At 64.1% G+C, this 26,826-nt stretch carries 15 protein-coding genes; 9 read left to right on the top strand and 6 right to left on the bottom strand.

Annotated elements, in window-relative coordinates; genetic code table 11:
- Positions 1-110 precede the first annotated feature (110 nt).
- Entirely contained in the window at positions 111-6,164 is a 6,054-nt protein-coding gene (locus NKJ01_RS16585) for a translocation/assembly module TamB domain-containing protein (protein ID WP_352729455.1), read from the bottom strand.
- A gap of 2 nt (positions 6,165-6,166) precedes the next feature.
- Positions 6,167-8,095: an autotransporter assembly complex protein TamA gene (locus tag NKJ01_RS16580; protein ID WP_352729453.1), complete on the bottom strand. Its 1,929-nt coding sequence runs from the start codon at positions 8,093-8,095 to the stop codon at positions 6,167-6,169.
- Positions 8,096-8,368: 273 nt separating this feature from the next.
- On the opposite strand from NKJ01_RS16580, the gene NKJ01_RS16575 reads away from it, so the two are divergent.
- The 9 genes from NKJ01_RS16575 (at position 8,369) to NKJ01_RS16535 (ending at position 22,388) form a co-directional block, all read left to right on the top strand.
- Positions 8,369-13,849: an alpha-2-macroglobulin family protein gene (locus tag NKJ01_RS16575; RefSeq protein ID WP_352729451.1), complete on the top strand. Its 5,481-nt coding sequence runs from the start codon at positions 8,369-8,371 to the stop codon at positions 13,847-13,849.
- Between the two features lie 174 nt (positions 13,850-14,023).
- Complete coding sequence (gene pbpC / locus NKJ01_RS16570; RefSeq protein WP_352729449.1) at positions 14,024-16,105, top strand: penicillin-binding protein 1C; 2,082 nt, start codon at positions 14,024-14,026, stop codon at positions 16,103-16,105.
- Positions 16,106-16,440: 335 nt separating this feature from the next.
- Positions 16,441-17,466, top strand: a complete 1,026-nt coding sequence (locus NKJ01_RS16565; RefSeq protein WP_352729447.1) for a sulfate ABC transporter substrate-binding protein — start codon at positions 16,441-16,443, stop codon at positions 17,464-17,466.
- A gap of 18 nt (positions 17,467-17,484) precedes the next feature.
- Complete coding sequence (cysT, locus tag NKJ01_RS16560; protein WP_352609009.1) at positions 17,485-18,336, top strand: sulfate ABC transporter permease subunit CysT; 852 nt, start codon at positions 17,485-17,487, stop codon at positions 18,334-18,336.
- Positions 18,329-19,213, top strand: a complete 885-nt coding sequence (cysW, locus tag NKJ01_RS16555; RefSeq protein WP_352729444.1) for a sulfate ABC transporter permease subunit CysW — start codon at positions 18,329-18,331, stop codon at positions 19,211-19,213. Before cysT ends, cysW begins: the two co-directional genes overlap by 8 nt.
- 13 nt (positions 19,214-19,226) lie before the next feature.
- Positions 19,227-20,267, top strand: a complete 1,041-nt coding sequence (locus NKJ01_RS16550; protein WP_352729442.1) for a sulfate/molybdate ABC transporter ATP-binding protein — start codon at positions 19,227-19,229, stop codon at positions 20,265-20,267.
- Positions 20,268-20,501: 234 nt separating this feature from the next.
- Entirely contained in the window at positions 20,502-21,488 is a 987-nt protein-coding gene (locus tag NKJ01_RS16545) for a sulfate ABC transporter substrate-binding protein (RefSeq protein WP_352729440.1), read from the top strand.
- Between the two features lie 257 nt (positions 21,489-21,745).
- Positions 21,746-22,195, top strand: a complete 450-nt coding sequence (locus NKJ01_RS16540; RefSeq protein ID WP_023756920.1) for an RrF2 family transcriptional regulator — start codon at positions 21,746-21,748, stop codon at positions 22,193-22,195.
- A 40-nt stretch (positions 22,196-22,235) separates the two neighbouring features.
- A complete protein-coding gene (locus NKJ01_RS16535; RefSeq protein WP_352729438.1) occupies positions 22,236-22,388 on the top strand; it encodes a hypothetical protein in 153 nt (50 codons plus the stop codon).
- A 222-nt stretch (positions 22,389-22,610) separates the two neighbouring features.
- Here the strand turns inward: NKJ01_RS16535 and NKJ01_RS16530 are convergent, their stop codons facing one another.
- The 4 genes from NKJ01_RS16530 to NKJ01_RS16515 form a co-directional block, all read right to left on the bottom strand.
- Positions 22,611-23,120 (bottom strand): gluconokinase, encoded by a 510-nt coding sequence (locus tag NKJ01_RS16530; RefSeq protein ID WP_502905885.1) that lies wholly within the window; start codon positions 23,118-23,120, stop codon positions 22,611-22,613.
- A 68-nt stretch (positions 23,121-23,188) separates the two neighbouring features.
- Positions 23,189-24,175 (bottom strand): ABC transporter permease, encoded by a 987-nt coding sequence (locus NKJ01_RS16525; protein ID WP_352729434.1) that lies wholly within the window; start codon positions 24,173-24,175, stop codon positions 23,189-23,191.
- On the bottom strand, positions 24,172-25,152 hold the full coding sequence (locus NKJ01_RS16520) for an ABC transporter permease (RefSeq protein ID WP_352729432.1): 981 nt from the start codon (positions 25,150-25,152) through the stop codon (positions 24,172-24,174). Before NKJ01_RS16520 ends, NKJ01_RS16525 begins: the two co-directional genes overlap by 4 nt.
- Positions 25,149-26,696, bottom strand: coding sequence for a sugar ABC transporter ATP-binding protein (locus NKJ01_RS16515; RefSeq protein ID WP_352729430.1), 1,548 nt, complete (start codon positions 26,694-26,696; stop codon positions 25,149-25,151). Before NKJ01_RS16515 ends, NKJ01_RS16520 begins: the two co-directional genes overlap by 4 nt.
- Between the last annotated feature and the right edge of the window lie 130 nt (positions 26,697-26,826).

Here is a 26,826-nt window from a genome sequence, read left to right as displayed (position 1 = left end):
GCGTGACGGATTCCTCTGGAATCTCGATAGTCGATTAAACTGAGACATTTACGCGGGCCCGGACAGCGCCGGCCTTGAACCGACCTAAGGCCAAAAGCTCCGACGAAGTATCAGTATTCCCTCTCGTAAAAGATGCCGCCCTTGGCTTCACCGGCGTCGTTGGCCTCGCCGCGCAGCTTGACCCCGCGCCCGACATTGAGATCGACCGTCGCCTTGCCCGAGCCTGGCTTGTCACCCTTCTGGATCGTCACATAGGTGCGGTCGTTGAGGTATTTGCCGGCCGAAACCGCCGTGCCGCCCTGCTCGTCCGTCGTGACGTCCAGATCGTCGACGCCGATGGCGCTACGCAGGTTTTCCAGCAGCGACGTCGAGCCGCCAACCCCGGCCAGTTGCCCTGCCGCTTCGGCGAGCTGGGCGATCTGCAGCGGCGACAGGTTTGACATCGAGCGGCCGAAGATCAATTGCGCCAGCACCTCGTCCTCGGGCAGCGCCGGCACCGAGGAGAAGATGAATTTCGGATTTGTCGCCTCGCCCGACACCAGAATGGTGACGGTGGCGCTGCTCGTCGTCGTTGTCGCCGCCAGGTTGAGATAGGGTACCAGCGAGCCGGAGAAGCCAACCGTGCCTTCGGTGAAGGTCAGCCGCTTGCCGAGGATCGACAGCCGGCCGCGCTGCAAGGTGAAGGTGCCGATCGCTTGCGGCGACGAGGCCGGGCCGGTCAGCCTGAGCGAGCCGCCGAATTCGGCATCGACGCCCCTGCCCTGGATGAAGATCTGGTTCGGCGCATTGACCGTGACATCGAGGGTGAGGCCAGTGCCGCCGCCCTTGCCGCTGGTCGTCGGCGGCCGCAGCGCCTTGTCCTGCGCCCGTACAGCACCAGGCGCGTTTTTGTGCTTGACGTCGAGCGCCGCCAGCGAGCCCGGCAATTTGTCCGGAACCGTGATCACCGTCTTGGCGAGATTGATGGTGCCGGCAATCACCGGAGCTGACGTCAGCGGTCCCTTGATCGTCAGGTCGCCGCCGAGATTGGCGGTCACGACCCGTCCGTCCGTATAGCGGCCGTCGACCAGCTTGATCGACAGGTCGGCAGGGAAACCCTGCGCCGGGTTGATGCCGACCGTGCCGCTGGCCGACAGATTGCCGCGCGTCGACAGCGTCCCGGTCAGCCGGTTGATCCTGGCGATGCCGCCGGCAATCGAGATATCGGCGGCGAGATCGTTGACGGCGAGGCCCGAGCGCGCATCCACAAGACGCGCGCCGGAGGTGCTGACGCTACCGCCGATGACAGGCGATGAAGCCGCACCGCGCACCTGCAAATTCACATTGGCGGTTCCAGACAGCGACATGCCTTGCGCGGCGAGCTTCTGGCTGAGCAGGCCGAACGGCACGGCCCCATTGAAGTCGAGCACCAGCGCCGGCGTGCCGGCCGTGGTCACGGTGCCGCCGCCCTTGAGGCCAAGGCCGGCGCCATCGCTGACATTGGCGTTGAAGGTCAGCTTGTTGGCCGCAAATGTGCCGGACGATGAAACACTCACTGTACCAACGCCAGCGCCGCGGGTCTGCGACGTCTGCACCCCTGCGGCGTCGATGTTGAAGGCAATGGCGGGGCTCGCCGGAGCACCCGCCACCTTGACCGTGCCCGAAATCGAACCGGCTGCGTCGAGACCGGCCGAGAAACTGTTGGCGAGCGACATCGGCACCCGCGCCAGCGTCGCATTGATGTCGAGCGTCGCGCCGACCTTGCCAGTCACCGTCGCGGTGCCGCCGCCTAAGTTGAGCACCAGCCGGTCCAGCGTCGTCGTGCCATTGGCAATGCTGACGGTCGAGGCCTGGGCGATGGCGGTCTTGATGCCTTGGACAGTTGCCTGGCCGGACGCAAGCTCGATGGTCGTCGTGCCGTTGGCCACTTTCACGCGGCCAGCGGCCCGCGCCGGAATGCCCTTGGCGGTTGCGCCGCCGGAAAAGCCGGTCCAGTCACCGTCGCGCTTCAAGTCGACATCGATGCCGCTGATCACGGTGCCCCCTGACGTGACGGTGTCGGCGCGGATTTTTCCGGAGATCACGGGTACGGCCAGATAGTTGGCGACCAGCGCATCGATAGAGACAGCTTTCGCCTGAAGGTCGCCCCGCCTGATCGACGCGGTCGCCGCCTTGATCGCGACCTGCGGTGCGCCGCCATTCTTCGAGAAAGCAATCGTTCCGCGCACGTCGCCTTCTGCCTTCTCCAGCGCCAGTGCCGCCAGCGGGCCGATATCGGGCAGGTCGAGCGCAATCGTGCCGACCGGCACGAACTTGTCATCCAGCGCCAGATCGCCGGAAATCCTGTTCTTGCCGAGCGACAGCAGCAGGCCATTGATTGCGCTCTTGCCGTCAGCCGTCGCCAGAACCGCACTGCCTTGCAGCGCCTGGCCCGCGACATTGCCGGTCAGTTGCACATTCGCCGCCGGGTTGGCGGCATCGGCCTTGGCTGTGGCGGTCAGCTTCAGGCCGGTTATCTCGCGCGACGCCACCAGCAGCCTGTCGCTGTCGACCGTCAGCGACAGATCCGGCGCGGCGGCCGGCCCCTGAGCATTCAACGCGAAGGCGATGGCGCCCTTGGCGTCTTTCGACAGCAGCGAAACATCGCTCAGCGCACCCTTGATGTCGGCGGCGAGCTTGTTGTCGGCAAGGCTGGCATGCCCTTGCGCAGTCAGCGCGCCCGAGGCCAGTTGCAATCCATCGACATTGACATTGCCCGACGCATCACGCTTCAGCGCAGCGCTCAGTTCAGCGCGTTCGGCAAGCATGCCGCGCACCGCCACCGGCAGCGCCGTCGAGGCGGCATCGGCTTTCAAATTGAGGTCGATGGCGCCGTCGGCCAGCGATACCCGACCGGTGAAGCCACTGTTCAGCGCATCGCTCGTCACCGAGCCGCTGTCGATGGTGACTGCATCCGCAGCCAGCCTGCCGACAACCTTGGCCGTGACCTTGCCGGCGATGAGCGGCGCAATGGTCGCATTGTCGAGACCGATCTTTTCCGCCGATACCGTGCCGGAGATCGGCCCTGTGCGGGTCTTCAAGTCAAAGGCATCGGAATGCAGGGCGACCGCGATGCCTTCTACCTTCGCCAACTTCGTAGCAACCGAAGGCACCCTCGCCGAAATGTCGAGCCGGGGCTGCGCGCCCTGCCCCGCTGCCTTCACCGAAAGCGCCTGCAGCTCGAGCTTGATCGGGCTTTCAGCGCTGCCCAGCGTCAGCGGCAGGCTCGGACTGGTCGAATTGAGGTCGATAGCAAAATCGCTGGCGCCGTTCGGATTGAGGGTGCCGGTCGCCTGGCCGGAAATCTTGTCGCCGGTCAGCGTCGCATGGTGGAGCAAAACACCGCCGGCCGTCGTGTAGCTGCCGGCGGCATCGACAGCGAGCGGCCCGAGCCCGGCCTGGCGAGTCTGGCTGGTTTCGACGCCAGCCAGCTGCGCGTTGAAACGGACGTCAGGAGCTGCCGGCGATCCGCTCACCTGCGCCGTGCCGCCGAGCGTCCCCGCCGCATCGAGACCGGGCGAAAAATCATTGGCCAGTGCTGCCGGCAGCGCCGAAAATTGCGCCGCGAGGTCGAGTGTCTGGCCGGCGGTGCCCGACAGCGTCACCGAACCGCCACCGACATCGAGCGCCAATTTCTCGATGGTGGTCGTGCCGTTTGCAATGCTTAGCGTAGAGGCTTGAGAGATTGCCGCCTTGATGCCGCGAACCGTGGCTTCGCCCGAGGCGATCTCGACGCTTGTCGTGCCGTCGGCGATCTTCACCCGGCCGGCAGCGGTTGCCGGAATGCCCGATATGGTGGCGCCGCCGGTAAAATTGGTCCAGTCGCCGTCGCGCTTCAGATCGACGGCGATGCCGCCGATTTCGGTGGTTCCGGAGGTGACGCTGTCGGCCTTGATCGAACCGGCGATCGCCGGCGCCTTGAGATAATTGGCGATCAGCGCATTGACGGTGATCGTCTTGGCCGTCACCTCGCCACGTGCGATTGACGTGCTCTTCGCATCGATTGCGACGGAAGGCGCGTCGCCCTCCTTGGCAAAGCGGATGGTGCCATCGATATCGCCCGTCACCGCCTGGCCGGCAAGTGCGGCCAGTTGGTCGATGGCGGGTGCCGCGAGCGTCAGCGTGCCGAGCGGCATGAATTTGTCGTCCAGCGCGAGGTCGCCCGAGACCTTGTTGTCACCAAGCGAGACCAGGAAGCCATTGATCGACCGCTTGCCTTCGCTGGTCACCAGTGCCGCCTTGACGTCGAGCGGCTGGTCGTTGACGGAACCGGTCAGCGAGACATTGGCGGCAGGGTTCTCAATGTCGGCCTTGCCGCTCGCCGTCAGCTTGATGCTCTTCACCGTGCGGCCCGAGGCCGTCAGGCTGTCGCTGTCGGCGGAGACCGTGAAGTCCGGGGCCGTCATGGCGCCGCTTGCCGACAGCGCGAAATCGACGGCGCCGGCAACCGGCACGCCGACCGTTGGCGACAGCACGGAAACGTCGCCCAGTTTGCCCTTGATGTCGGCCCGGATGTCGGTGCCTTGCATGCTGGCGGTACCGGCGGCGCTGAGTGTACCGGAGGTGAATTCGATCGAGTTGGCAGCGAAGGACCCCTGCGGATCGCGCGTCGCGGTGGCCGAGAATTTCACCCGGGCGCCGAGCACCGAGGCGATCTGCGGCGGCAAGGCCGTCGCCACCGCATCTGCGTTCATCTTGAGCTGCATCGACAGATCGGCAAGCGCCACGGTGGCTGTCAGTGAGGCGTTGACCGCGTCGGAGCGCAGCGTGCCCTGGTCGATGGCAATGGCATCCTTGCTGAGCGATCCGGCCAGGTCGACACCGACCTTGCCGGTGACCAAGGGCGCCAGCGTCGCCACGTCGGTTTTGAGACCACCTGCCTCCAGCTTGACGGCGACCGGGCCGGAGCGGTTCTGGATGTCGAAACCGTCGGAATGGATCTGCGCCGCCAGATCGTCCAGTCGCGTACCGCCGGCAATGATAGAAACGAAGGAGGCGCCGATGTCGATGATCGGCGCCTTGCCGTCCCCGAACGCGCGGGCGGTGGCGTTGTTGATCGCCAGCGTGATCGGCTGCGCCTTGCTGCCGACGCTGATGACGACCGGCGGGCCCTTGGCGGCGAGTTCGACCGAGAGATCGCTTGCGCCGGCAGGGTCGATGATGCCGGTGGCGGTGCCATGCACCGCATCGCTGTCGATATTGGCACGGTCGACACTGACGCCGCCGGCTGATGTGGCGGTGCCCGCGACATCGAAGCTGGTCTTGCCGGCAAACAGCGGCTTCAAATTCTCCGGCAGGAAGCTAGCGAAGTCCCCGTCGCCCTCGGCTTCGACATGGCTGCCCTTGTCGGTCGACTGGTGTCGGCCTGTCAGCTGAGTGACGATCCTGCCGTCGACTGAGAACGTGCCGATGCCGTTCCAGTTGGCGAGCGGTCCCGTGCCGGAGACGATTATGTCAACCGGCGGCGCGTCGGGCAATTTGAGCAGATTGGCGATGATGCCGCCTGCCGGCTCCGAGGCCTTGAGATCGAGGTCGAGCCTGTTGTCTGCCGGCGCAAAGTGGATTTTGGCATCGACATTGCCTTGCTTTCCGTCACGGCGGGCGACGTTGATCGTTGTCTCGACCGCCAGCGGCGCGGCGTCGGCCTTGAGCATCCCCATGGCGGCGAGTTCGGCGATGCCGCTGCCGGCCAGATCCTGGCCGAGCGCGATCTCGGGCAGGTCGATCTGCTTGATGTCGAGCGAAACCGGCAGCGTCGTCGTGCCGCCGCTCGGCGCTGGCTGCGTGCTGGCCATAGGCAACCGGGCGAGTTCTATGCGTTCGGCGGCGATGCGGTCGGCGCTGAAATTTTTCGACAGCAGCGCCAGCGGCGACCAATCGACAGCCACCTTGCGCGCCACCAGCCAGGCGCCCTCGCGGTCCTCCAGCACCACATGGTCGACGCTGAGAGCCCCGGACCAGATGCCGTCGATGCCGCTGACAGTGATCTTGCGGTCGTCGCTCGAAGCCAGGCGCGAGATGATGCCGGCGAGATTGTCGCGGCCGCGCTCGGTCTCGGTCAGCACGACCAGTGCGCCGATCGCCCCCGCAACCACGATCAGCAGCGTGTAAAGGACAATGCGGAGGATGCGCCAGACCGTCTTCATCGTCAAAACGCCTGTCCGATGCCGGCATAGATGCCGAAATGCGGGTCGCTCGGATCGCGGTTGAGCGGCACGGCCGCGTCGATGCGCAGCGGCCCGAACGGCGTCACATAGCGCAAGCCGACGCCGGCGCCGACCTTGACGTCGGAGAAATCGGGCAACGGTTTGGTCGACACGGTGCCGGCATCGACAAACGGCACGATGCCGATCGTGTCGGTGATGGCGATGCGCATTTCGACCGAAGTCTCGAAGAACGACAGGCCGCCGATCGGCTGGCCGGTGAAATCCTTCGGGCCGATGCCCTGATAGGCATAGCCGCGCACCGAACCACCGCCGCCGGAGTAGAAGCGCCGGTCGGCCGGCACGTGTTCTAGGCTGGTACCGACGATCGAACCGGTGGCGACACGTTCGGCCAGCACGAACTTCGAAGCCGAATCCAGCGACTGATAGGCCGATCCCTCGCCCTTCAGCTTGAGGAAAGCCGCGCCGCTCAAAATGTCGTAGCTCGGCTCGGCATAAGCCAGCACCCGGAAGCCGCTGGTCGGGTTCAGCCGGTTGTCCCTGTTGTCATAGACATATTGCAACGGAATGCTGGCGATCAGGTATTTGTGCTTGCCGAAAGCGTCGTGGATGCGGGAATAGTCGAGCGCCAACTCAGCTGAAACCGTCTGGTTCTTGGTCAGTTCGTAGGACAGGCCGGTGCTGCCCTTGACCGAGAAATGGTCATAGGCATCAGGATGTTCGAGCACGGTCTTGACGCTGGCGATGAACTTCGATGCCGGCCCGATCACGCCCGGCTTCTCGAACATGATACCGGCATTGTAGTTGAGTTCGCCAAGATCGTTGCTGCCGATGCCGCTGATCTTACCATCGATGCGCAGCTTCTCGGCCCGGCCGAACAGGTTGCGGTGGCCCCAATAGCCTTCCAGGCCCAGCCCCTCGGTGTTGGAGAAGCTGCCGCCGACGCCGAAATAGCGCGGCTTGCGCTCGCTGACCTGGACGCCGATCGGAATGTTGCCGTCGGCGTCGAGCGTGTCGGCTTCCTTGAACGTCACGCTGTTGAAGACTTCGAGCGCCAGCAGCCGGTCGCGCGCATCGTCGATCTCTTGCGGCGAATATTGCCGGCCGCGCTTGAGGCCCGTCATGTATTCGGTGAAGTCGCGGTCGACCTTCTCGGTGCCTTCCACCGTGGTCGCTCCGTAGCCGGCGACCGGCCCGGCAGCGACCGTCAGCGTCACGTCCAGCGTCGAAGTGGCATGGTCGGCGACGATTTGCCGGTTCGTCACCTTGGCCAGCGGCCTGCCTTGCTCTTTCAGCGTCCGCACGATCAGTGCCTCGGCCTTGAGCACGGCGCCGGACCCGGCGTCGCCGCCTGATATCAGGCCATAATCGGCGCTCATCAGCCCCGCCGCGTCACCTTGCAGCCGGATATTGCCCAGGGTGAATTTCGGCCCGCTGGCGATATCGATGACCACCGGGACCGGCTGCGGCCCCTTGAACTCGGCGTCGGGCGGCAAATCATCGAGCGGCTTGCCGTCGATGGTAACGGTGACCACGCCTTCGTAGCGGGCATCGGCATAGAGCGCGGCGACAAGCTGTTCGCGATCGCTGCGCGCCTTGGCCATCAGCCCGAGCGAACCGGAAACCGGACGCTCCTCGTCACTTTTCAGCGTCGAGGCGTTTTCGAGCTTCTTGACGAGATCCTTGTCGGCGTCGGGGGCATTGATTGTGACGGCATAGCGCAGCGGGTTGACGATGTCGGCATCCTCGTCGCTGGACGACCCCCACAACTTGATGCCGAAAAGCTCGAACGCAGCCGCCGGCCTTGATTCGGGAACCAGCGCCGCCGAGCATATCACGGCTATAAGCAGGGCGCGCGGAAGCACACGCCCTGGCGCGCGACCTCCTGACATCTGCTCTTCATGCGCCGGCATTAAGACAACCTAGGTTATAAAACTAAAATTGGAATGAAGTTCTGAAGCGCTCGTAAAGGGGCCACAATCCAATTGTCTGAAATAGGACGGGCTTGGAATTCACACCTTTTGCGTTGCCGCAAGAAAGCGTGATCCCCTGTCCTATGGAGGTACTACCGGCCATCGGCCGGAAAGGAAACCGTTGGCAGGCGGAACCCTGCCGCGTCCTTGCGTTGACAAGCCTGACTGAAGCTTGATCATGCCTGGAACGTCAGCTGTGTCTGGAGGGGTGCAATGGCAATGCGAGCGGCTCGTGGTCTGTCGGTCCTGATTCTTTTGTTTTTTGCCTGGAGTGGTATCGCGCAAGCGGCTGAATCCCGACGAATAGCGACGACGGACAATTCCGACTATTTCGGCTTCGATCTCAGATCCGACCAGAACGTCACGCTCGACCAGTGCAAGACGACATGTCTGGGCGATCCGGCCTGCCGCGCCTTCACTTACAACAATAAAGCCAAATGGTGCTTCCTCAAATCCGACTACAACCAGCTGAAACTGTTCAACGGCGCGGTCGCCGGCAAGGTCGTCAACATCGATGGCGATCCCGATATCGGCGCGCCGCCTGAACTCGCCTTCTTCCCCAACTGGATGGCCGATCAGGCCCAGCAATACCGCAACAAGTTGTTGGGTCCGGCCTACATCAAGCCGACCGAAGGGCTGACCGCGCTGACGACTGCCGCCGAGCAATCGGTGCTTACCGGCGACCACCGCTCCGCCATGCTGAGATACGAAGGCGCCGTGTCTGTCATGCCCGATGACGGCCAGCTCTGGCTCAACCTGGCGCGTGAAACGCTTGCCGTGCAACCCGCCGCCAACACTTCCGATGCCTCCACTTTGCCGGCAGACGGGACGTCGGCCGCATTCATCGCCTACAAGCTGCTCCGCACCACCAAGACGCGAGCCGAAGCGCTGGCGCTGCTCGGCAACGGCCTCGACAAGCGGGATCTCTACCGGCCGGCGCTGCAGGCCTACGAAGCCAGCCTTGCCCTGAACCCTTCGCCGGCGGTCCAGGCCGACTATGCCGATCTCAAGGCGCGCAAGGGTTTCCGCGTCATCGACCATACCCTCGATGCCGACACCAGCGCGCCGCGTATTTGCGCGCAATTCTCCGAGGATCTGGTCAAGACCGGCGTCGATTACGCGCAGTTCGTCACCGTCGACAATGCGCCGCCCAAGGGGGTCGAGGCCAAGGACAAGCAGATCTGCGTCGAAGGGCTGGAGCACGGCCAGCATTACGACGTTACTTTCCGCGCCGGCCTGCCGGCGGCGATGGGCGAAGTGACCGCAGCCCCCGTGGTGCTGTCGATCTATGTGCAGGACCGCGCACCGTCCGCTCGCTTCACCGGCGACAGCTTCGTGCTGCCGGCCGGCGCGCGCCGCGGCATCCCGGTCGTCACCGTCAACATGAACGCCGCCGAGATGAAGCTCTACCGCATCGGCGACCGCTCGCTGGCGCAACTTCTGTCGGGCTACCAATTCCTGCACCAGCTTGACGGCTACGACATCTCCAACATTTCCGAGCAGATGGGCGCGCCGGTCTGGCAAGGCCAACTCGACATCGCCAACGATCTCAACAAGGAGGTCACCACCTCCTTCCCGGTCGACGAAGCGCTGCCGCAGCGCAAGCCCGGCGTCTATGTGCTGACCGCCCAAGCGGTCAACGACAACGCCGACGACTACAATTCGATAGCCACACAATGGTTCGTCGTCTCCGACATCGGCTTGTCGACCTATACCGGCCAGGATGGCCTGAATGTCTTTGCCCGTTCGCTGGGCAGCGCCAAGCCGATAGCAGGCGCCGAACTGACCCTGGTTGCCAGGAACAACGAGGTTCTCGGCACAGCGACATCGGATGCCGATGGCCACGCCGTCTTCAATCCCGGATTGACGCGCGGCGACGGCGGCATGGTTCCGGCCGTGCTGATGGCCAAGCAGGGCAATGATGATTTCGTCTTTCTCGACATGGGCCGGGCCGGCTTCGACCTGTCCGACCGCGGCGTCACGGGGCGCGCGGCGCCCGGCGCGCTCGACGTCTACGCCTGGACAGAACGTGGCATCTACCGCGCCGGCGAGGATGTTCATGTTGCGGCTCTTGCCCGCGACGGCGCCGCCAAGGCGGTCGAAAACCTGCCGCTGACCTTCATCTTCTCGCGCCCCGACGGCGTCGAGGACCGCCGCATCGTCAGCGACGGCGCCTCGGCCGGCGGCCATGCCGTCGACCTGCCTCTCGAACCCAACGCCATGCGCGGCACTTGGTCGGTGTCGATCTACACCGATCCCAAGCAGGCGGCGGTGGCCAGCCAGATGTTCCTGGTCGACGATTTCGTGCCGGATCGCATCGAATTCGACATGAAGGCCGACAAGCAGGAGATCGCGCAGGGCGAAACCGCCAACATCAATATTGACGGCCGCTTCCTCTACGGAGCGCCGGCAGCAGGCCTGGCGCTGGAAGGCGAACTGACGCTGTCGACCTCGCGCGATTGGGACCGCTTCCAGGGCTTTTCCTTCGGCCTCGCAGACGAGCAGTCCGCAGAACCCACTGTTACCCCCCTCGCCGATCTGCCGGTGGTTGGCGATGACGGCAAGGTGACCTTCCCGGTCTCCGTCGATCAACTGCCCTCGACCACCAAGCTGGTCGACGCCAAGGTGACGGTCAGGATGCGCGAAACCGGCGGCCGTGCCATCGAGCGTTCGCTCGACGTCGGCATCCGTCCGCAAGGCCATATGATCGGCATCCGCCCGGACTTCGCCGACAATGAAGTGCCGCAAGGCGGCACGGCCAAGTTCAGCCTGATCGCCGTCGATCCCGACGGCAAGCGCGAGGCGCTGAAAGGCGCGCAATGGACGCTGGTCAAGGTCGAACGCAATTACCAGTGGTACCGCTCCAACAATTCTTGGAACTACGAACCGGTCTCCTTCACCAAGTCGATCGCCAACGGCCAGGTCGACCTCAGTGCCGATGGCGACGCAACGGTCTCCGTGCCGGTCGATTGGGGCCAGTACCGGCTCGAGGTTGAAACCGCCGATCCCGAAGGACCGGCGACCAGCTACGAATTCGATGCCGGCTGGTACGTCTCATCTACCACCACCGAAACGCCTGACGGCCTCGAGATCGCTCTCGACAAGGACAGCTATGCCGCGGGAGAAGTGGCCAAGCTGAAAGTCTCGCCGCATTTTGCCGGGGAACTTCTCATCAACATCGGTTCCGACAAGCTGTTGAAGACCGTTACGGCGTCAGTGCCGGCGGGAGGCAGCACCGTCGATATTCCGGTCGGCGACGACTGGGGCGCCGGCGCCTATGTCACCGCGACCCTGTTTCGACCGGGCGAGGCGCAGGAAACGCGCATGCCGGCGCGCGCCATCGGCGTGAAATGGCTGAAGGTCGACCCGGGCTCGAAGAAGCTTGCCATCACCCTGACGCCGCCCGACAAGACCATGCCGCGCCAGCAGCTGTCGATCCCGGTTTCGGTCGCCGGCGTGCAGCCGGGCGCCAATGCCTATGTGATGGTTGCCGCTGTCGATGTCGGCATCCTCAACCTGACCAACTACAAGGCACCGGATCCGGAGAACTGGTTCTTCGGCCAGCGCATGCTGGGCATGGAAATCCGCGACATCTACGGTCGCCTGATCGATGGTTCGCTGGGCAATACCGGCAAGCTCAGGACCGGCGGCGACGGCGCCAACATGCAGGCGCAAGGCAGCCCGCCGACCGAAAAGCTGGTCGCCTTCTTCTCCGGCCCCGTCGAGCTTGATGCCGACGGCAAGGCAAGGATCGACTTCGACATTCCGCAGTTCAACGGCACCGTGCGCGTCATGGCCGTCGCTTGGACCAAGGACGCAGTCGGCCATGCCCAGTCCGACGTCATCGTGCGCGATCCCGTCGTGATCACCGCCGGCCTGCCGCGCTTCCTGGCGCCTGGTGACGCCGCCGTCATGCGCCTCGATGTCGCCGACACCGATGGCCCTGCCGGCGACTATGCGCTGTCGATCGAAACGACGGGCGATCTGTCGACGGGCGACAAGCCCCTGCCCCAGAAGCTGACGCTCGCCCAGGGCAAGCGGCAGACGCTGACCGTGCCGCTGATCGCGCAGACGGCCGGCAATGCCTCGCTGACCATCAAGCTCGCCCATGCCGACGGCACCCAGGTCGAGCAGACGCTCTACGTGCCGGTGCGTCCGGCGCAATTGCCGGTCACCACCCGCATGGTGGTCGACCTCAAGGGCAATGGCGGCGCGCTGCGGGTCGACAAGGAACTGCTGGCGGCAAGCCTGCTCGACGGCGCTTCCGTCAGCGTCGGCGTTTCACAGGCCTCCGCCTTCGACGTGCCGTCGCTGTTGATGACGCTCGACCGCTACCCCTATGGTTGCGCCGAGCAGACCACCAGCCGCGCGATGCCGCTTCTCTACGTCAATGAGTTGGCATCCGGCATCGGCATGGCAAGCGACCCCGACATCCATGGCCGCATCCAGGACGCGATCTACAAGGTTCTGAGCTACCAGGCCTCGGGCGGCAGCTTCGGCCTGTGGGGTCCGGGCTCCGGCGATCCGTGGCTCGATGCCTATGTCACCGACTTCCTGACCAGGGCGCGCGAGCAGAAATACGACGTACCGAGCCTGGCCATGAACCAGGCGCTGAGCAATTTGCAGAACTCGCTCGGCTACGACCAGAGCGTACAGGACCGTGGCAGCGAGATCGCCTACGCCCTCTACGTTCTGGCCCGCAACAAGAAGGCCTCGATCGGCGATCTGCGCTACTATGCGGACACCCAGCTCGAAGCTTTCTCCAGTCCGATGGCCGTCGCCCAGCTGGCGGCGAGCCTGGCGCTCTACGGCGATACGCCGCGCGCCGAAGCGACGTTCAAGACCGCCCTGCAGCTCGCCAAGTCGACCACCGACTACGACTACTACCGCTCCGACTACGGCTCGCGGCTGCGTGACGGTGCGGCGATGCTGGCGCTGGCGGCGGAATCGAAGCCGGTGCCGACGATCGTGCCGGAGCTGATCAAGCTGGTTACCAGGGAACGCGCCGGAGCCCGCTGGACCAGCACCCAGGACGAATCCTGGATGCTGCTGGCGGCTCGCGCGCTGAAGGAAGGTAATGATGCAATCACGTTGACAGTCAATGGTGCCGCGCACGCCGGCGGCTATTCCAACCAGATCGACGGCAGCGACCTGGCCGACAGCCCGCTGACCATCGCCAACACCGGCAAGACTCCGCTGCAAGCCGTCGTCACGACGGTGGCGTCGCCGATCCAGCCCTTGCCGGCAAGCGGCGACGGCTTCACCATCGATCGCACCTACTACAAGCTCGATGGCACTGAAGCCAATGTCACCGAGGCGACCCAGAACGAACGCTATGTCGTCGTGCTCAAGGTCAACGAGCAGAACAGCTGGCCGTCGCGCCTGCTGGTAACGGACCTGTTGCCGGCCGGCTTCGAGATCGACAATCCAGGCCTGGTGTCCAGCGCCCAGTTGACCAACTTCTCATGGCTGGCGCAGACCGATGCGGCCCATCTCGAATTCCGCGACGACCGTTTCGTCGCCGCGTTCAACCCGGCCGACGGCGACCACGACCACAATCTGACCCTCGCCTATGTCGTACGTGCCGTGACGCCTGGCACCTATGCGCACCCGGCGGCAACGGTGGAGGACATGTACAGGCCGCAGTATTCGGCCCGCACCGCCACCGGCATGATGGAGATCAAGGCGCCGTAAGGCGCTGGTGGTGATGGACGCGATAAGCAAAGTGCCCCCTCACCCGCCCTCCGCTTCGCTCGGTCGACCTCTCCCCGAGGGGAGAGGAGACGACCAGCGCCGGCGCCAGTCTCTTCTCCCCATCGGGGAGAAGGTGGCCGCGAAGCGGCCGGATGAGGGGGCATCTTTCCAGCCATGAAGATACTTCGCAAACTCGCTATTGGAGCCGCAGGCGGCGCCTGCCTGTTGGCGCTCTCCACCGCCTCCCTCTGGGAACTCGACCGCGCCTTCCCGCCACCGCTGCCTGCCGAACTCACGGTCTCGACGGAAGTCCAGGACCGCGACGGCCAGCTGTTGCGCGCCTTCGCCACTCCGGACGGCTACTGGCGGCTCGAAACCCGGCTCGATCAGGTCGACAAGCAATTCATCGACATGTTGGTCACCTACGAGGACAAGCGTTTCTGGGATCATGAGGGTGTCGACGTGCTGGCGCTGGCCCGTGCTGCCGGCCAGTTCGCCACCAGCGGCCACATCGTCTCCGGCGGCTCGACCCTGTCGATGCAGCTTGCCCGGCTGATCGAGCCGCGCGAAAGCCGCAGCCTCGGCTCCAAGATCAAGCAGATGCTGCGCGCCATCCAAATCGAGCGGCGACTGTCCAAGCGCGAGATCCTCGAGCGCTACCTGACGCTGGCCCCTTATGGCGGCAATCTGGAAGGCGTGCGTGCCGCGTCCCTCGCCTATTTCGGCAAGGAGCCGAAGCGGCTTACCGTGTCGGAATCCGCCCTGCTCGTTGCCCTGCCGCAGCTGCCGGAAAAGCGGCGGCCCGACCGCAACCTGAAAATCGCCCACGCCGCTCGAGACCGGGTGCTGACCCGCATGGTCTCCTCCGGCTTGCTCGCCGAGCGCGAGGCGGCACGTGCCGCCCTCGACGATGTGGCGGGGCTGCGCCGCACGCTGCCGGCGCTCGCCGCACACGCCGCCTATGCGATGCTGCCCAAGGCGGTTCCCGGTCAGCCTTTGCAGCTGACGATCCGCAAGAGCGTCCAGGAAGGGCTTGAACAGGTGGCGAGGGACGCGGCCGCCAAGCTTGGGCCTCGCCTGTCGGTCGCCATGGTGCTGGCCGACTCCCGCACCGCTGATATTCTCGGCGAAGTCGGCTCGGCCAACTTCTTCGACGCCAGCCGCGCCGGCTGGATCGATATGACCAAGATCGTCCGCTCGCCCGGCTCGACGCTGAAACCGTTCATCTACGGTCTTGCCTTCGAACAGGGGCTGGTGGCGCAGGAAACGCTGATCGACGACAGTCCTGTCGATTTCTCCGGCTACCGGCCGAAGAATTTCGACATGGGCTATCAGGGCGACGTCAGCATCCGCCAGGCGCTGCAACTGTCGCTCAACGTGCCGGCGATCCGCGTGCTCGACGCGGTCGGACCAACGCGTCTGATGGCGCGCTTCCACCAGGCCGGCGTCCGCCCCGTGCTGCCGGTCAACGAGGCGCCGGGCCTGGCCATCGGCCTTGGCGGGGTCGGGATAACATTACGCGACCTCGTCCAGCTCTACACAGGGCTCGCCAATGGCGGCAAGACGCACACGCTGCATGACGGCACCGAGCCCGCCAATGCCGAGCGCACCAGCGCTACCATCCTCGACGGTCAGGCCAACTGGCAGATCATCGACATTCTGTCGGGCGTCAAGCCGCCCGAGGGCGCCTTGCAGCGCGGCATCGCCTACAAGACCGGCACCTCCTACGGCTATCGCGACGCGTGGTCGGTCGGCTTCGACGGCCGCTATGTGCTGGGTGTCTGGGTCGGCCGCCCCGACGCCGGCGCGGTGCCGGGCCTGTCCGGCTATGTCTCGGCCGCTCCCATCCTCTTCGAGGGTTTTGTCCGCTCGGGCCTGGCCACCGTCCCATTGCCGGGCAGGCCGCCCGGCGTGATCAGCCCCAGGCGCGAGGACCTACCGGTGACGCTCGCCCGCTTCGGCGCCGGGTCGGACGGCCTGGTGCAGGCGACAGTGACCGAACCCGCGCCGACTATCATCTTCCCGCCCGACGGCGCCCGCATCGATCTCGACACCAACTCGGCCGATGCCTCGCCACTGGTTCTGAAATTGCAAGGCGGCCGCGCGCCATTCCGCTGGCTGGCCAACGGCAAGCCGCTCGCCGGCATCGACCGTCGTCGCACCGCGACCTGGCAACCTGATGGCGCCGGCTATTCGACGCTGACCGTGATCGACGCCGCGGGACGCGCGGCCAGCGTCAAGGTGTTCGTCGAATAGACCGAGCCAAGCGATTCATTCAATTGGCTTTCCGGGCTCGGCAGATAGTAGGACATTCACCTATGCCTGTTCCGAGGCACCCCCCTCTGGCGTGCCGGCCAGAGGGGGGTGCCTCGCGCGATCCTTTCTTGTCGGCAGCCTTGCCTCGACGCTGCTCATTTCTAAATAGGCTGGGTGTGCGGCATGGATTCGTCCCGGAGACGCAGGAGGAAAATATTTCTCCATGCTGCAAGGGATCGTCGAATATTTTCTCCAGAGGGGCAAAAAAGGCAACATTCAATGCATCTAATTTCTACCAGTTCGGTAGATTTGCCGTGGGTTCAACGGAGGCAGAAATGACCAGACCTCATTTCAGGAAACTGCTCGGCGCACTGGTCGCCACATCCATCCAGTTCGGCACGCTCGGCTTCGCGTTTGCCGACACCACCATTCTCAACGTGTCCTATGATCCGACACGCGAGCTCTACAAGGCCTATAACGAAGCCTTCGTCGCGCATTGGAAGGCCGAGACCGGCGAGACGGTCACCGTCCAGCAGTCGCATGGCGGATCCGGTGCCCAGGCCCGCGCCGTGATCGACGGACTCGATGCCGATGTGGTGACACTGGCGCTCGAAGGCGACATCAACGCAATCGTCTCGAAGTCGAAGAAGATCAATCCCGACTGGCGCACAAAATTCGAAAACAATTCAGCGCCTTACACCTCGACCATCATCTTCCTCGTGCGCAAGGGCAATCCCAAGGGCATTCACGATTGGAGCGACCTCGTCAAGGACGGCATCCAGGTGATTACGCCCAACCCCAAGACCTCCGGCGGCGCTCGCTGGAACTATCTCGCCGCGTGGGCCTACGCCAACGCCAATGATGGCGGCGACGAGGCCAAGACCAAGGAGTTCGTCGGCAAGCTCTACGCCAATGCCCCGGTGCTCGACACCGGCGCGCGCGGTTCGACCGTAACCTTCGCGCAAAAAGGCCTCGGCGACGTGCTGATCGCCTGGGAAAACGAGGCCTATCTGGCGCTCGACGAGTTCGGCGCCGACAATTTCGACATCGTCTACCCGCCGACCTCGATCCTGGCCGAGCCACCTGTGGCGGTGGTCGACGCCGATGTCGACGCCAAAGGCACGCGCAAGGTTGCCGAAGCCTATCTGGGCTGGCTCTATTCCAAGGAAGCACAGACGATCATCGCCAAGAACCACTATCGCCCGGCCAAGCCCGATCTGGTGCCGGCGGAGGATCTCGCCAAGCTGCCTCCGATCAAGCTGATCTCGATCGACGACCCGCTTTTCGGTGGCTGGAAAAAAGCGCAGCCTTATCATTTCGGCGATGGTGGTATATTCGACCAGATCTACAAGCCTCAGTAAGTCGATATTCAGGACGATATGACCACAGCACCCGCGCAGGCGGGGTGGCGATTCAAGCAGCCGAGCGTCATTCCGGGTTTCGGATTAACGCTCGGCTTCTCGCTTGCCTACCTCACCCTCATCATCCTCATCCCGCTTTCCGGGCTGCTCTGGCGCTCGGCCGCGCTTGGCTGGCCTGAATTTTGGGCGATCGCCACCGATCGCCGCACCATCAATGCGCTGAGGATCAGCTTCGGCACCGCCTTCCTCGCGGCAGCCGTCAATGTCGTGTTCGGCACGCTGGTCGCCTGGGTGCTGGTGCGCTACCGCTTTCCCGGCCGCCGCATCGTCGATGCCATGGTCGATCTGCCCTTCGCCTTACCTACGGCTGTGGCCGGCATCGCGCTGACCACTCTCTACGCGCCGAACGGCTGGATCGGCAAATTGCTGATGCCGCTCGGCATCAAGGTCGCCTATACCCCGCTCGGCATCGTCATCGCGCTGGTCTTCATCGGCTTGCCCTTCGTCGTGCGCACCGTGCAGCCGATCATGGAGGAGATCGACAGGGAGGTGGAGGAAGCCGCCGCCACGCTTGGCGCCAATCGCCTGCAGATCATCACCCGCGTCCTGTTCCCAGGCCTGGCGCCGGCCATCGTCACCGGCTTCGCGCTCGCCTTCGCGCGCGGCGTCGGTGAATATGGCTCGGTTATCTTCATCGCCGGCAATTTACCCTACAAATCCGAAATCGCGCCGCTTCTGATCGTCATCCGCCTCGAGGAATACAATTACCCCGCGGCAACTGCGATCGCGGCGATCATGCTCGCTCTGTCGTTTGTCATGCTTTTGGTCGTCAATCTCGTGCAGACATGGAGCCGCAAGCGCTATGCCTGATCCCGAGATCAACTCCTACGAACCGCACCACGGAAGCCGGTCGGCGGCGGTCACGGAAAGTCGCCCAGCGCGTGTAGCGCTGATGGCTGTCGCCTTCGCCTTCCTCGGCATTTTCCTGGTCTTGCCGCTGATCATCGTCTTCAAAGAAGCCTTCGCCAAGGGCATCGATGCCTACACCGAAGCGCTTGGCAATCCCGACACGCGCTCGGCGATCCGGCTGACCCTGCTGGTGGCGGCGATTTCGGTGCCGCTCAACATCGTCTTCGGCATCTCCGCCGCTTGGGCGATCGCCAAGTTCGAGTTCAAGGGCAAGGCCTTCCTGACCACCCTGATCGACCTGCCCTTCTCGGTCTCGCCGGTTATTTCGGGGCTCGTCTATGTGCTTCTGTTCGGTGCCCAGGGGTTGCTCGGCAGCTGGCTGAAAGCACATGGCATCGTCATCCTGTTTGCCGTGCCCGGGATCGTGCTGGCCACCGTCTTCGTCACCTTCCCCTTCGTCGCCCGCGAACTGATCCCGCTAATGCAGGAACAGGGCAATGGCGACGAGGAGGCAGCACTCTCGCTTGGCGCCAATGGCTGGCAGACCTTCTGGTACGTGACCTTGCCCAACGTCAAATGGGGGCTGCTCTACGGCGTACTCCTGTGCAATGCGCGTGCCATGGGCGAGTTCGGCGCGGTGTCGGTCGTGTCGGGCCACATACGCGGCCTGACCAACACCATGCCGCTGCATGTCGAAATCCTCTATAACGAGTACAACGCTGTCGGCGCCTTTGCCGTCGCTTCATTGCTTGCGGGCCTGGCGCTCGTCACGCTGGTCTTGAAAACACTTCTCGAGATGCGCTACGGCGCCGAGATCGCCGCGACGCGCGGGCACTGACAGAGGGATTTGCATGGAAGTTCGCGTTGCCAACGTACGCAAGGAGTTTGAGCGGTTTCCGGCGCTTCATGACGTGTCGCTCGACATCAAGTCGGGCGAGTTGATCGCGTTGCTGGGGCCGTCCGGTTCCGGCAAGACGACGCTGCTCAGGCTGATCGCGGGGCTGGAGCGGCCGACGCGAGGCAATATCTTCTTCGGCGACGAGGACGCCTCGCACAAGTCGATCCAGGAGCGCAATGTCGGCTTCGTCTTCCAGCACTATGCGCTGTTCCGGCACATGACGGTGGCTGACAATATCGGCTTCGGCCTGAAGGTCCGGCACGGGTCGTCGCGCCCGCCGGCGCAGGAAATCCGCCGCCGCGCCTCAGAGCTGCTCGACCTCGTCCAGCTTTCCGGGCTCGAAAAGCGCTATCCGGCGCAGCTCTCAGGCGGCCAGCGCCAGCGCGTGGCACTGGCGCGCGCCATGGCGATCGAACCCAAGGTGCTGCTGCTCGACGAGCCATTCGGTGCGCTTGACGCGCAGGTGCGCCGGGAATTGCGCCGCTGGCTGCGTGAGATCCACGACGCCACCGGCCACACCACCGTCTTCGTCACCCACGACCAGGAAGAGGCGCTGGAGCTTGCCGACCGCGTCGTGGTGATGAGCCAGGGCCGCATCGAGCAGGTCGGCACTGCCGACGACATCTACGACGCGCCCAACTCGCCCTTCGTCTACGGCTTCATCGGTGAATCGAGCTCGCTTCCGGTCAAGGTTGAGAATGGCGAGATCTGGCTCGCCGACCGTCCGATCGGGCTTGCCGCGCCCAACGAGCCCTCGGGCGAAGCAACGCTTTACTTCCGCCCGCACCATGTCGAATTGCTGGACGGCTGCAGCGGCTGTATCGCCGGCACGGTTGCCGCCAGCCGCCGCGTCGCCGGCACGCGCCGCGTCGAACTCGAGATCGGTGGCGAGCGCCAGCGGGTCGAAATCGAACTGCCTGTCGATCATCCCGCGGCGCAGAAAAGCCGGGTGGCGTTCCGTCCCGGCCGCTGGAAGCTGTTTCCGCCTGCTTGATACTCGGTCGAGCGCTATTCCAGCCAGTTCTCGACCCAGCATCGCGATGCAATCTTCTTGCCCACGATCAGATCTGAAGGGTGTCTCTCTTTGGAAGAAACTCCTGGCATCCGGCTGTTTCGGCGATAACTTTTCTCGCAGCACAACCACAGAGCCGTCTCGCGTGCCTCGTCGCGCACCGCGCGCCACAGCTATGGTTCGACCATAAACCCATTGCACCCGGAGCTTGTTTTCATGAAGCGATTTTTCCTCGGCGTCGCCACCGTCGCCGGCCTGCTCCTGGCATCCTCCCAAGCCTGGTCGGCCGACAAATTGCTCAACGCATCCTATGATGTCGGCCGCGAACTGTTCGTGCAGATCAACAAGGCCTTCATCGCGCACCATCCGGGCGTCACCGTCGACCAGTCGCATGCCGGCACCTCGGCGCAGGCGCGTGCCATCGCCGAAGGCCTCGCTGCCGATGTCGTCACCTTCAACCAGGTCACCGACATCGACTTCCTCGTCAAGAAGGGCCTGGTCTCGGCCGACTGGCAGAAGGATTTCCCCGACAACGCCTCGCCTTTCTATTCGCTGCCGTCCTTCCTGGTGCGCGCCGGCAACCCCAAACATATCAAGGACTGGAACGATCTCGTGCGCGACGACGTGCAGGTGATCTTCCCCAACCCGAAGACATCAGGCAATGCGCGCTACACCTATCTGGCGGCTACCGCCTATGCCAAGGAAGCCTTCAAGGGCGACGACGCCAAGGTGAAGGAGTTCATTACCAAGTTGTTCAACAACGTGCCGATCTTCGACAATGGCGGCCGCGCCGCGACCACAACCTTCGTGCAGCGCGAGATCGGCGATGTGCTGATCACCTTCGAGTCCGAGACGCGCGGCATCCGCAAGGAGTATGGCGACGACAAATTCGAGCAAGTCACGCCCTCGGTCAGTCTGCTGGCCGAATTCCCGGTCGCCATCGTCGACAAGGTCGCCGACGAGCATGGCACGCGCGATCTGGCAAAGACTTATCTCGACTTCCTGTACACGCCGGAGGGCCAGGACATTCTCGCCCAGAACGGCACCCGGGTCCGCGACGCGGCAGTGGAGGCCAAATACAAAGCCCAGTTTCCCGACGTCCGCCTGCTGACCGTGGAAGGCGTTTTTGGCGGCTGGGACAAGGTGCAGAAGGAGCATTTCGCCGCCGGCGGCCTGCTCGACCAGACCTATGGCAGCCGCTGACGGCACAAACATTCGGAGCAAATGAAGAAAGCCGGCACCTTGCCGGCATTCTTCGTTTTGTGCTCCGGCAACCCGGTTTTCAGTGAAGTATCGGCATCATCCGTGCAAAACGTTACAAACAATCAACGTGTTTGCGCCTAGCATGCCATTCGGCGCCTTGTTTTGGCGAAATATCGCCGCACGGCAAAAACGTCATTATTTGCACACAAACAGTCGCCAGATGCGAGTGGTTGGGGCTTCAATGGGGTGATCTGGGCATGCTGACAAAAAAAGGCAAATACGGCCTCAAGGCCCTCGTGCATCTGTCTGGCCTGCCACTGGGCCAATTGGCCTTCGTCAACGACATCGCGGTGGCCAACAATATTCCGAAGAAATTCCTCGATGCCATCCTGGGCGAGTTGCGCAATGCCGGGTTCGTCCAGAGCCGCAAGGGCAAGGAAGGCGGCTATCGCCTCGCCAGGCCGGCCTCTGAAATCAAGATCGGCCATGTCGTGCGCGTGCTTGACGGGCCGCTGGCGCCGATCCCCTGTGCCAGCCGCACGCAGTATCAGCGCTGCGACGACTGCGACGAGGCTACCTGCCAGGTCCGGCAGATGATGCTGGAGGTGCGGCAGGCGATCGCCGAAGTGCTGGACAATCGCAGCCTCGCCGCCATGCGCGATGCCGACAATGATGATTTCCCCGTCGAACTGACGTCACAGATCTAGACCACCGACTGCCAATCTGCCGCCGCGTATCGAGGTTCGCTTGTCGCGCCATATGCGCAAGGAATTCCCTGCTTACGCCGCCGCCACCCGCGCTGTGCTTGGTGAAGGCACCGATGCGGGCAAACTCGCCGCGCATCTGGTGGCAGGCCGCTGGTCGCCTACGATCCGGTTCAGGGCAACGAACTCGGATTAACGGGTTCTTTCTGAGCCTTCGCCGTCGCGTAGGCTGACGGAAACGAAAAACCCGCCTGTGCGGCGGGTCACTGGCGCAAATCAGCACCATGGACGAATATGTACCATAGCTGAGGTCACCAAATCAAGAAAAAATTCCTATCATGAACGGCACAAAAGCTGCCGACACCGCCGAACTGGCTGTCGTCAGGTCTTTTGTTAAACTGAGTTCGGAGCCCTACGATCAGGTTGGAGGGGCGGGACGGGCTGCAGTCGACCAGCGTAGCTGGTGGACGGTCGCACTGACGAGTTCGCTGACCGGGCGGGTCGCATCGAGCGTCAAGGCCCTCTCATCCGCCGTCGGCGGCTCTAGGATAGCGAACTGGCTGTCGACGAGGCTTGCCGGCATGAAATGGCCCTTGCGGCTGCCGACACGCCACCTGGCCGTAGCAGCGTCGATCTGCAGATAGAGGAAGACGATCGCAGGGCAGAAGCCGCTCAAGCGCGCGCGATAGCTGCGCTTCAGCGCCGAGCAGGCGGCAACCACTCCTTCGCCCTGCCCCACCGACGCAGTGATGCGCTCGCCGATCGCGTCAAGCCAGCCTTCACGAAGTTGATCAGTGAGTGGCTCGCCGCTGGCCATGCGTGCGACGTTTTCCGGCGGGTGCAGCCTGTCACCCTCGATAAAGGCAACGCCCAGCGCGGCCGCCAGTGCAATGCCGACGGCCGACTTGCCGCAGCCGGCGACGCCCATCACCACGATGGCTTGGGGCAATGAGCCGGGGGCGCCAATTGGCGCCCGTGCTGGCCTTTCACCCACTGTCAGCGGCTTGCTGGCGCGCGGCCATAGAGCAGCAGCATGGCGACGATGACGACGCCGTAGATGATCTGCCGCCCCGCCTCCGGCATCTGCATGACTGACAGGATGGATTGCAGCAGGGTGATCAGGATGACACCTGCGACGGTGCCCAGATACGAGCCCCGCCCGCCCAGGATCGAGGTGCCGCCAAGCACGACAGCTGCGATCGATGGCAGCAGATAGGCATCGCCCATCGACTGCGCCGCCTTGGAGGCATAGCCGGCGAGCAGCACGCCGCCGAACGCGGAGAGCCCGCCCGATACCGCGAAAGCGATCATCACCACGCGCCGTGTGTCGATGCCGGAGAGATAGGCGGCGCGCTCGCGGTTGCCGATGCCGTAGACGGTGCGGCCGAAACTGGTGCGGGTCAGCACGAACACCATTGCAGCGCCGATCAGCGCCCAGATGATGACCGCGTTGGGAACGCCCGGAATGGCGAAGCCGGTCGCTAGGTAGCGCATTGCGCCCGTCGCCGAATCCTGTGGCGAGAAGCCGCCGGTATAGACGACCATCAGCCCTTGCGCGACGGCGTTGGTGGCCAGCGTGATGATCATCGACGGGATACGCAGGTAGGCGACGCCGATGCCGTTGACGATACCGATCAGCACACCGCAGAGAATGCCGAACGGGATCGCCAGCACCACCCCGGCCGGGCCATAGGCGGCCGCCGCGCAGGCCATCATCGCGCCCGCCGCCATGGACCAGGGTACCGACAGGTCGATCTGGCCGAGCAGGACGACCAACATCATGCCGGTGGCGATGACACCGAGGAACGAGGCGACCTTGAGCTGCTGCAAGAGATATTCAGGCGACAGGAAGCTTCTGGAATAGAGGCTGCCGAGGAACAGCAGAAGCACGATGCAGGCAAAGGCGGTCAGCACCGCCGGATCGGCGCGGCGGATGAATCTGGGCATGCGGCCGGCAATGCCGCCAAGCGTCGTTTCGCTCACAGGAACCACTCCAGCCGGTTGCGGACCCGAAACAAAGCGAAGGCGCCGAGGCTGACGGCGACCAGCAGGATAACGCCCTGGAACAGCGGCTGCCAGAGCGGATCGAAATCGAAGACGAACAAAAGGTCGCCAATGGTGCGGAAGGCCAGCGCGCCGAAGATCGCGCCGATGGCGCTGCCCTTGCCGCCGAACAGCGAGACGCCGCCGAGCACCACGGCGGCGATCGAAAACAGCGTGTAGGCGTTGCCGCTGGCATAGGCCGCCTCGCCCGTATAGGTGAAGAAGGTCAGGAACAGCCCGCCGATCGCCGCCAGCAGCCCGGCCAGCGTGTAGGCGGCGAACTTGCCACGCCTTATCGGCACGCCGGACATGTAGGCCGCCGTCTCCGACGATCCTGCTGCGTAAGCGGCGCGGCCTAGCACCGAACGGCTGAACGGCACCCAGATCACCAGCACGATGGCAAGCAGCACCACAAGGCTCGCCGGCACCACGCCGAACACGCGGCCGGTCAGGGCGTCGGCCAAATCCTCATTGACCGAACCGCCCGGAAATGGCCGCAGCAACAGGCCGATGCCGTAATAGACGGCCCCTGTGGCAATGGTGGCGACGATCGGCTGCAGCCGGCCATAAATGACGATCGCGCCATTGATCGCCCCGCACAGCAGACCTACCGCCAATACGGCGAGTACACCAAGCGTCGTCTGCATCGGCGTGCCCACCACCAGCCAGGACGCCAGGCAATTGGTGAGCAGGAAGATCATGCCGATGGACAGATCGATGCCGGCGGTGATCACCACCAGCGTCTGCGCCATGGCGACGAAGGCGAGCAGCACGCCCTTGTTCGCCGCCGTCTGCACGACATTGGCGGTGAAACCGGCCGGATGGTTCGAGGTGTAGATGACGAACATGACGATGAAGATGCCAAATGCCAGCAGCGTTCCGCGTTGCTCGGCAAGCCAGTAGCGCCAATCCTTCATGCGTCCGCTCCCAGGCTCACGGGGCTGTCCTCGCCATGGATGTTGAGCGCACTCGATATCAGCGCCCGCTCGCTGATCTCGGCGCCGACCAGCTCGCGCTTGACCGCTCCATCATAGAGCACCAGCACACGGTCGCAGCAGCCGATCAACTCGTCATAGTCGGTCGAATAGAACAGGATCGCCGCACCCGCATCGGCAAGCTTGCGCATCAGTTGGTAGAGCTCCTGCTTGGTGCCGACGTCGATGCCGCGTGTCGGATCGTTGAGTAGGATGATGCGCGGCTGGCGCATCAGCCATTTGGCGATGACAACCTTCTGTTGGTTGCCGCCCGAAAGTGCTGCGACCGGAATGTCGAGGCCCGCCGTCTTGATCGCCAAAAGGCCGACCATGTCATCGATCAGCCGCTGCTCGGCGGCGCGGTCGATGATGCCGGCTTTCGAGAGCCGGTCGAGGGCTGCGAAAGACAGGTTCTCGCGCACGGTCATCGGCAGCATCAGGCCTTCGGTCTTGCGGTCCTCGGGAATGAGCGCCATGCCGATGCCGTCCTCGCGCGCAGCCGCGGGGCTGGCGATCGTGACCGGCTTGCCGTCGATCAGGATTTGACCGCTGAGGCCGCGCAGCACACCGAAGAAGGCGAGCAGCAATTCGCGCTGGCCCTGGCCGTCAAGGCCGCCGAGGCCAACCACCTCGCCGGCCTTGACAGTCAATGAAATATTGTCCAGCCGGTCGGTCCACGAGAGCTTGCGCGCCTCTAACCTGGGGGCGGCGGTCGCAGGCACGGCGGCAGGCTTCGGCGGAAAGATATGGCTGTATTCGCGGCCGATCATCAGTTCGACCACTTCATTGTTGCTTTTCGAACCTGCCGGATAGCTTGCGACGTTACGACCGTTGCGGAACACCGTGCACTGGTCGGCCAATTCGGCGATCTCGTTCATGCGATGCGATATGTAGAGCAGGGCCAGCCCTTCCGAGCGCAGCCGCTTCAGCACCGCGAAGATGTTCGAGACGTCCGCCGCCGTCAGCGCCGACGTCGCCTCGTCGAGGATCAGGATGCGCGGCTTTCTGGCGAGTGCCTTGGCGATTTCGACCATCTGCCGCCGCGACAAGGGCAGGTCCTTGACCAGTGCCGACGGATGAATGTCGGCCGCACCCGCGCGCGCCAGCGCCTCTTCCGCGATGCGGCGCTGCGCCTTGCGGTCGATCATGCCGAAGCGTTTGGGCGGATCGGAGATGACGATGTTGTCGGCGACGCTGAGTTCTGGAACCAGCGACAGCTCTTGGAAGATACAGACGATGCCAGCCTGGTTGGCAGCAGCCGGCGACGAGAAAGTCACCTCGCGGCCATCCAGTGTCATTCGGCCTTCATCGGCCGCGACGACGCCCGCCATGACCTTGATCAGTGTCGATTTGCCGGCGCCGTTTTCGCCAAGGATGGCGTGGATGCTGCCGGACGTGACCGAAAGTTCGGCCTTTTCCAGCGCCCGCACGCCACCATAGCGCTTGGATATTCCTTCCATCCGGAAGAGCGGAACCGCACCGTCCATCGGCCCTCCCCAGGCACTTTGACGACCAGACTATCGAGTGGCGGGCGCCGTGGGTTTGACGGCGCCCGGCGTTGAGCCATTTTGTTAGACATTGGGTGTCCCAAGATTTACATGGACGAGTAAATGCTTG

The sequence above is a fragment of the Mesorhizobium sp. M0276 genome (genome assembly GCF_040321755.1).
Taxonomy (GTDB): domain Bacteria; phylum Pseudomonadota; class Alphaproteobacteria; order Rhizobiales; family Rhizobiaceae; genus Mesorhizobium.
This window is presented reverse-complemented; position numbering and strand designations above follow the sequence as displayed.

What these genes read in the sequence shown, in the direction of transcription:
- cysW (WP_352729444.1), top strand. Translation starts at nt 18,329, where the DNA reads ATGCCTGATCCCGAGATCAACTCCTACGAACCGCACCACGGAAGCCGG.
- NKJ01_RS16575 (WP_352729451.1), top strand. Translation starts at nt 8,369, where the DNA reads ATGGCAATGCGAGCGGCTCGTGGTCTGTCGGTCCTGATTCTTTTGTTT.
- NKJ01_RS16565 (WP_352729447.1), top strand. Translation starts at nt 16,441, where the DNA reads ATGACCAGACCTCATTTCAGGAAACTGCTCGGCGCACTGGTCGCCACA.
- NKJ01_RS16580 (WP_352729453.1), bottom strand. Translation starts at nt 8,095, where the DNA reads ATGCCGGCGCATGAAGAGCAGATGTCAGGAGGTCGCGCGCCAGGGCGT.
- NKJ01_RS16585 (WP_352729455.1), bottom strand. Translation starts at nt 6,164, where the DNA reads ATGAAGACGGTCTGGCGCATCCTCCGCATTGTCCTTTACACGCTGCTG.
- NKJ01_RS16550 (WP_352729442.1), top strand. Translation starts at nt 19,227, where the DNA reads ATGGAAGTTCGCGTTGCCAACGTACGCAAGGAGTTTGAGCGGTTTCCG.
- cysT (WP_352609009.1), top strand. Translation starts at nt 17,485, where the DNA reads ATGACCACAGCACCCGCGCAGGCGGGGTGGCGATTCAAGCAGCCGAGC.
- pbpC (WP_352729449.1), top strand. Translation starts at nt 14,024, where the DNA reads ATGAAGATACTTCGCAAACTCGCTATTGGAGCCGCAGGCGGCGCCTGC.
- NKJ01_RS16530 (WP_502905885.1), bottom strand. Translation starts at nt 23,120, where the DNA reads ATGGGCGTCGCCGGCTGCGGCAAGTCGGCCGTCGGCATTGCACTGGCG.
- NKJ01_RS16520 (WP_352729432.1), bottom strand. Translation starts at nt 25,152, where the DNA reads ATGAAGGATTGGCGCTACTGGCTTGCCGAGCAACGCGGAACGCTGCTG.
- NKJ01_RS16515 (WP_352729430.1), bottom strand. Translation starts at nt 26,696, where the DNA reads ATGGACGGTGCGGTTCCGCTCTTCCGGATGGAAGGAATATCCAAGCGC.
- NKJ01_RS16540 (WP_023756920.1), top strand. Translation starts at nt 21,746, where the DNA reads ATGCTGACAAAAAAAGGCAAATACGGCCTCAAGGCCCTCGTGCATCTG.
- NKJ01_RS16545 (WP_352729440.1), top strand. Translation starts at nt 20,502, where the DNA reads ATGAAGCGATTTTTCCTCGGCGTCGCCACCGTCGCCGGCCTGCTCCTG.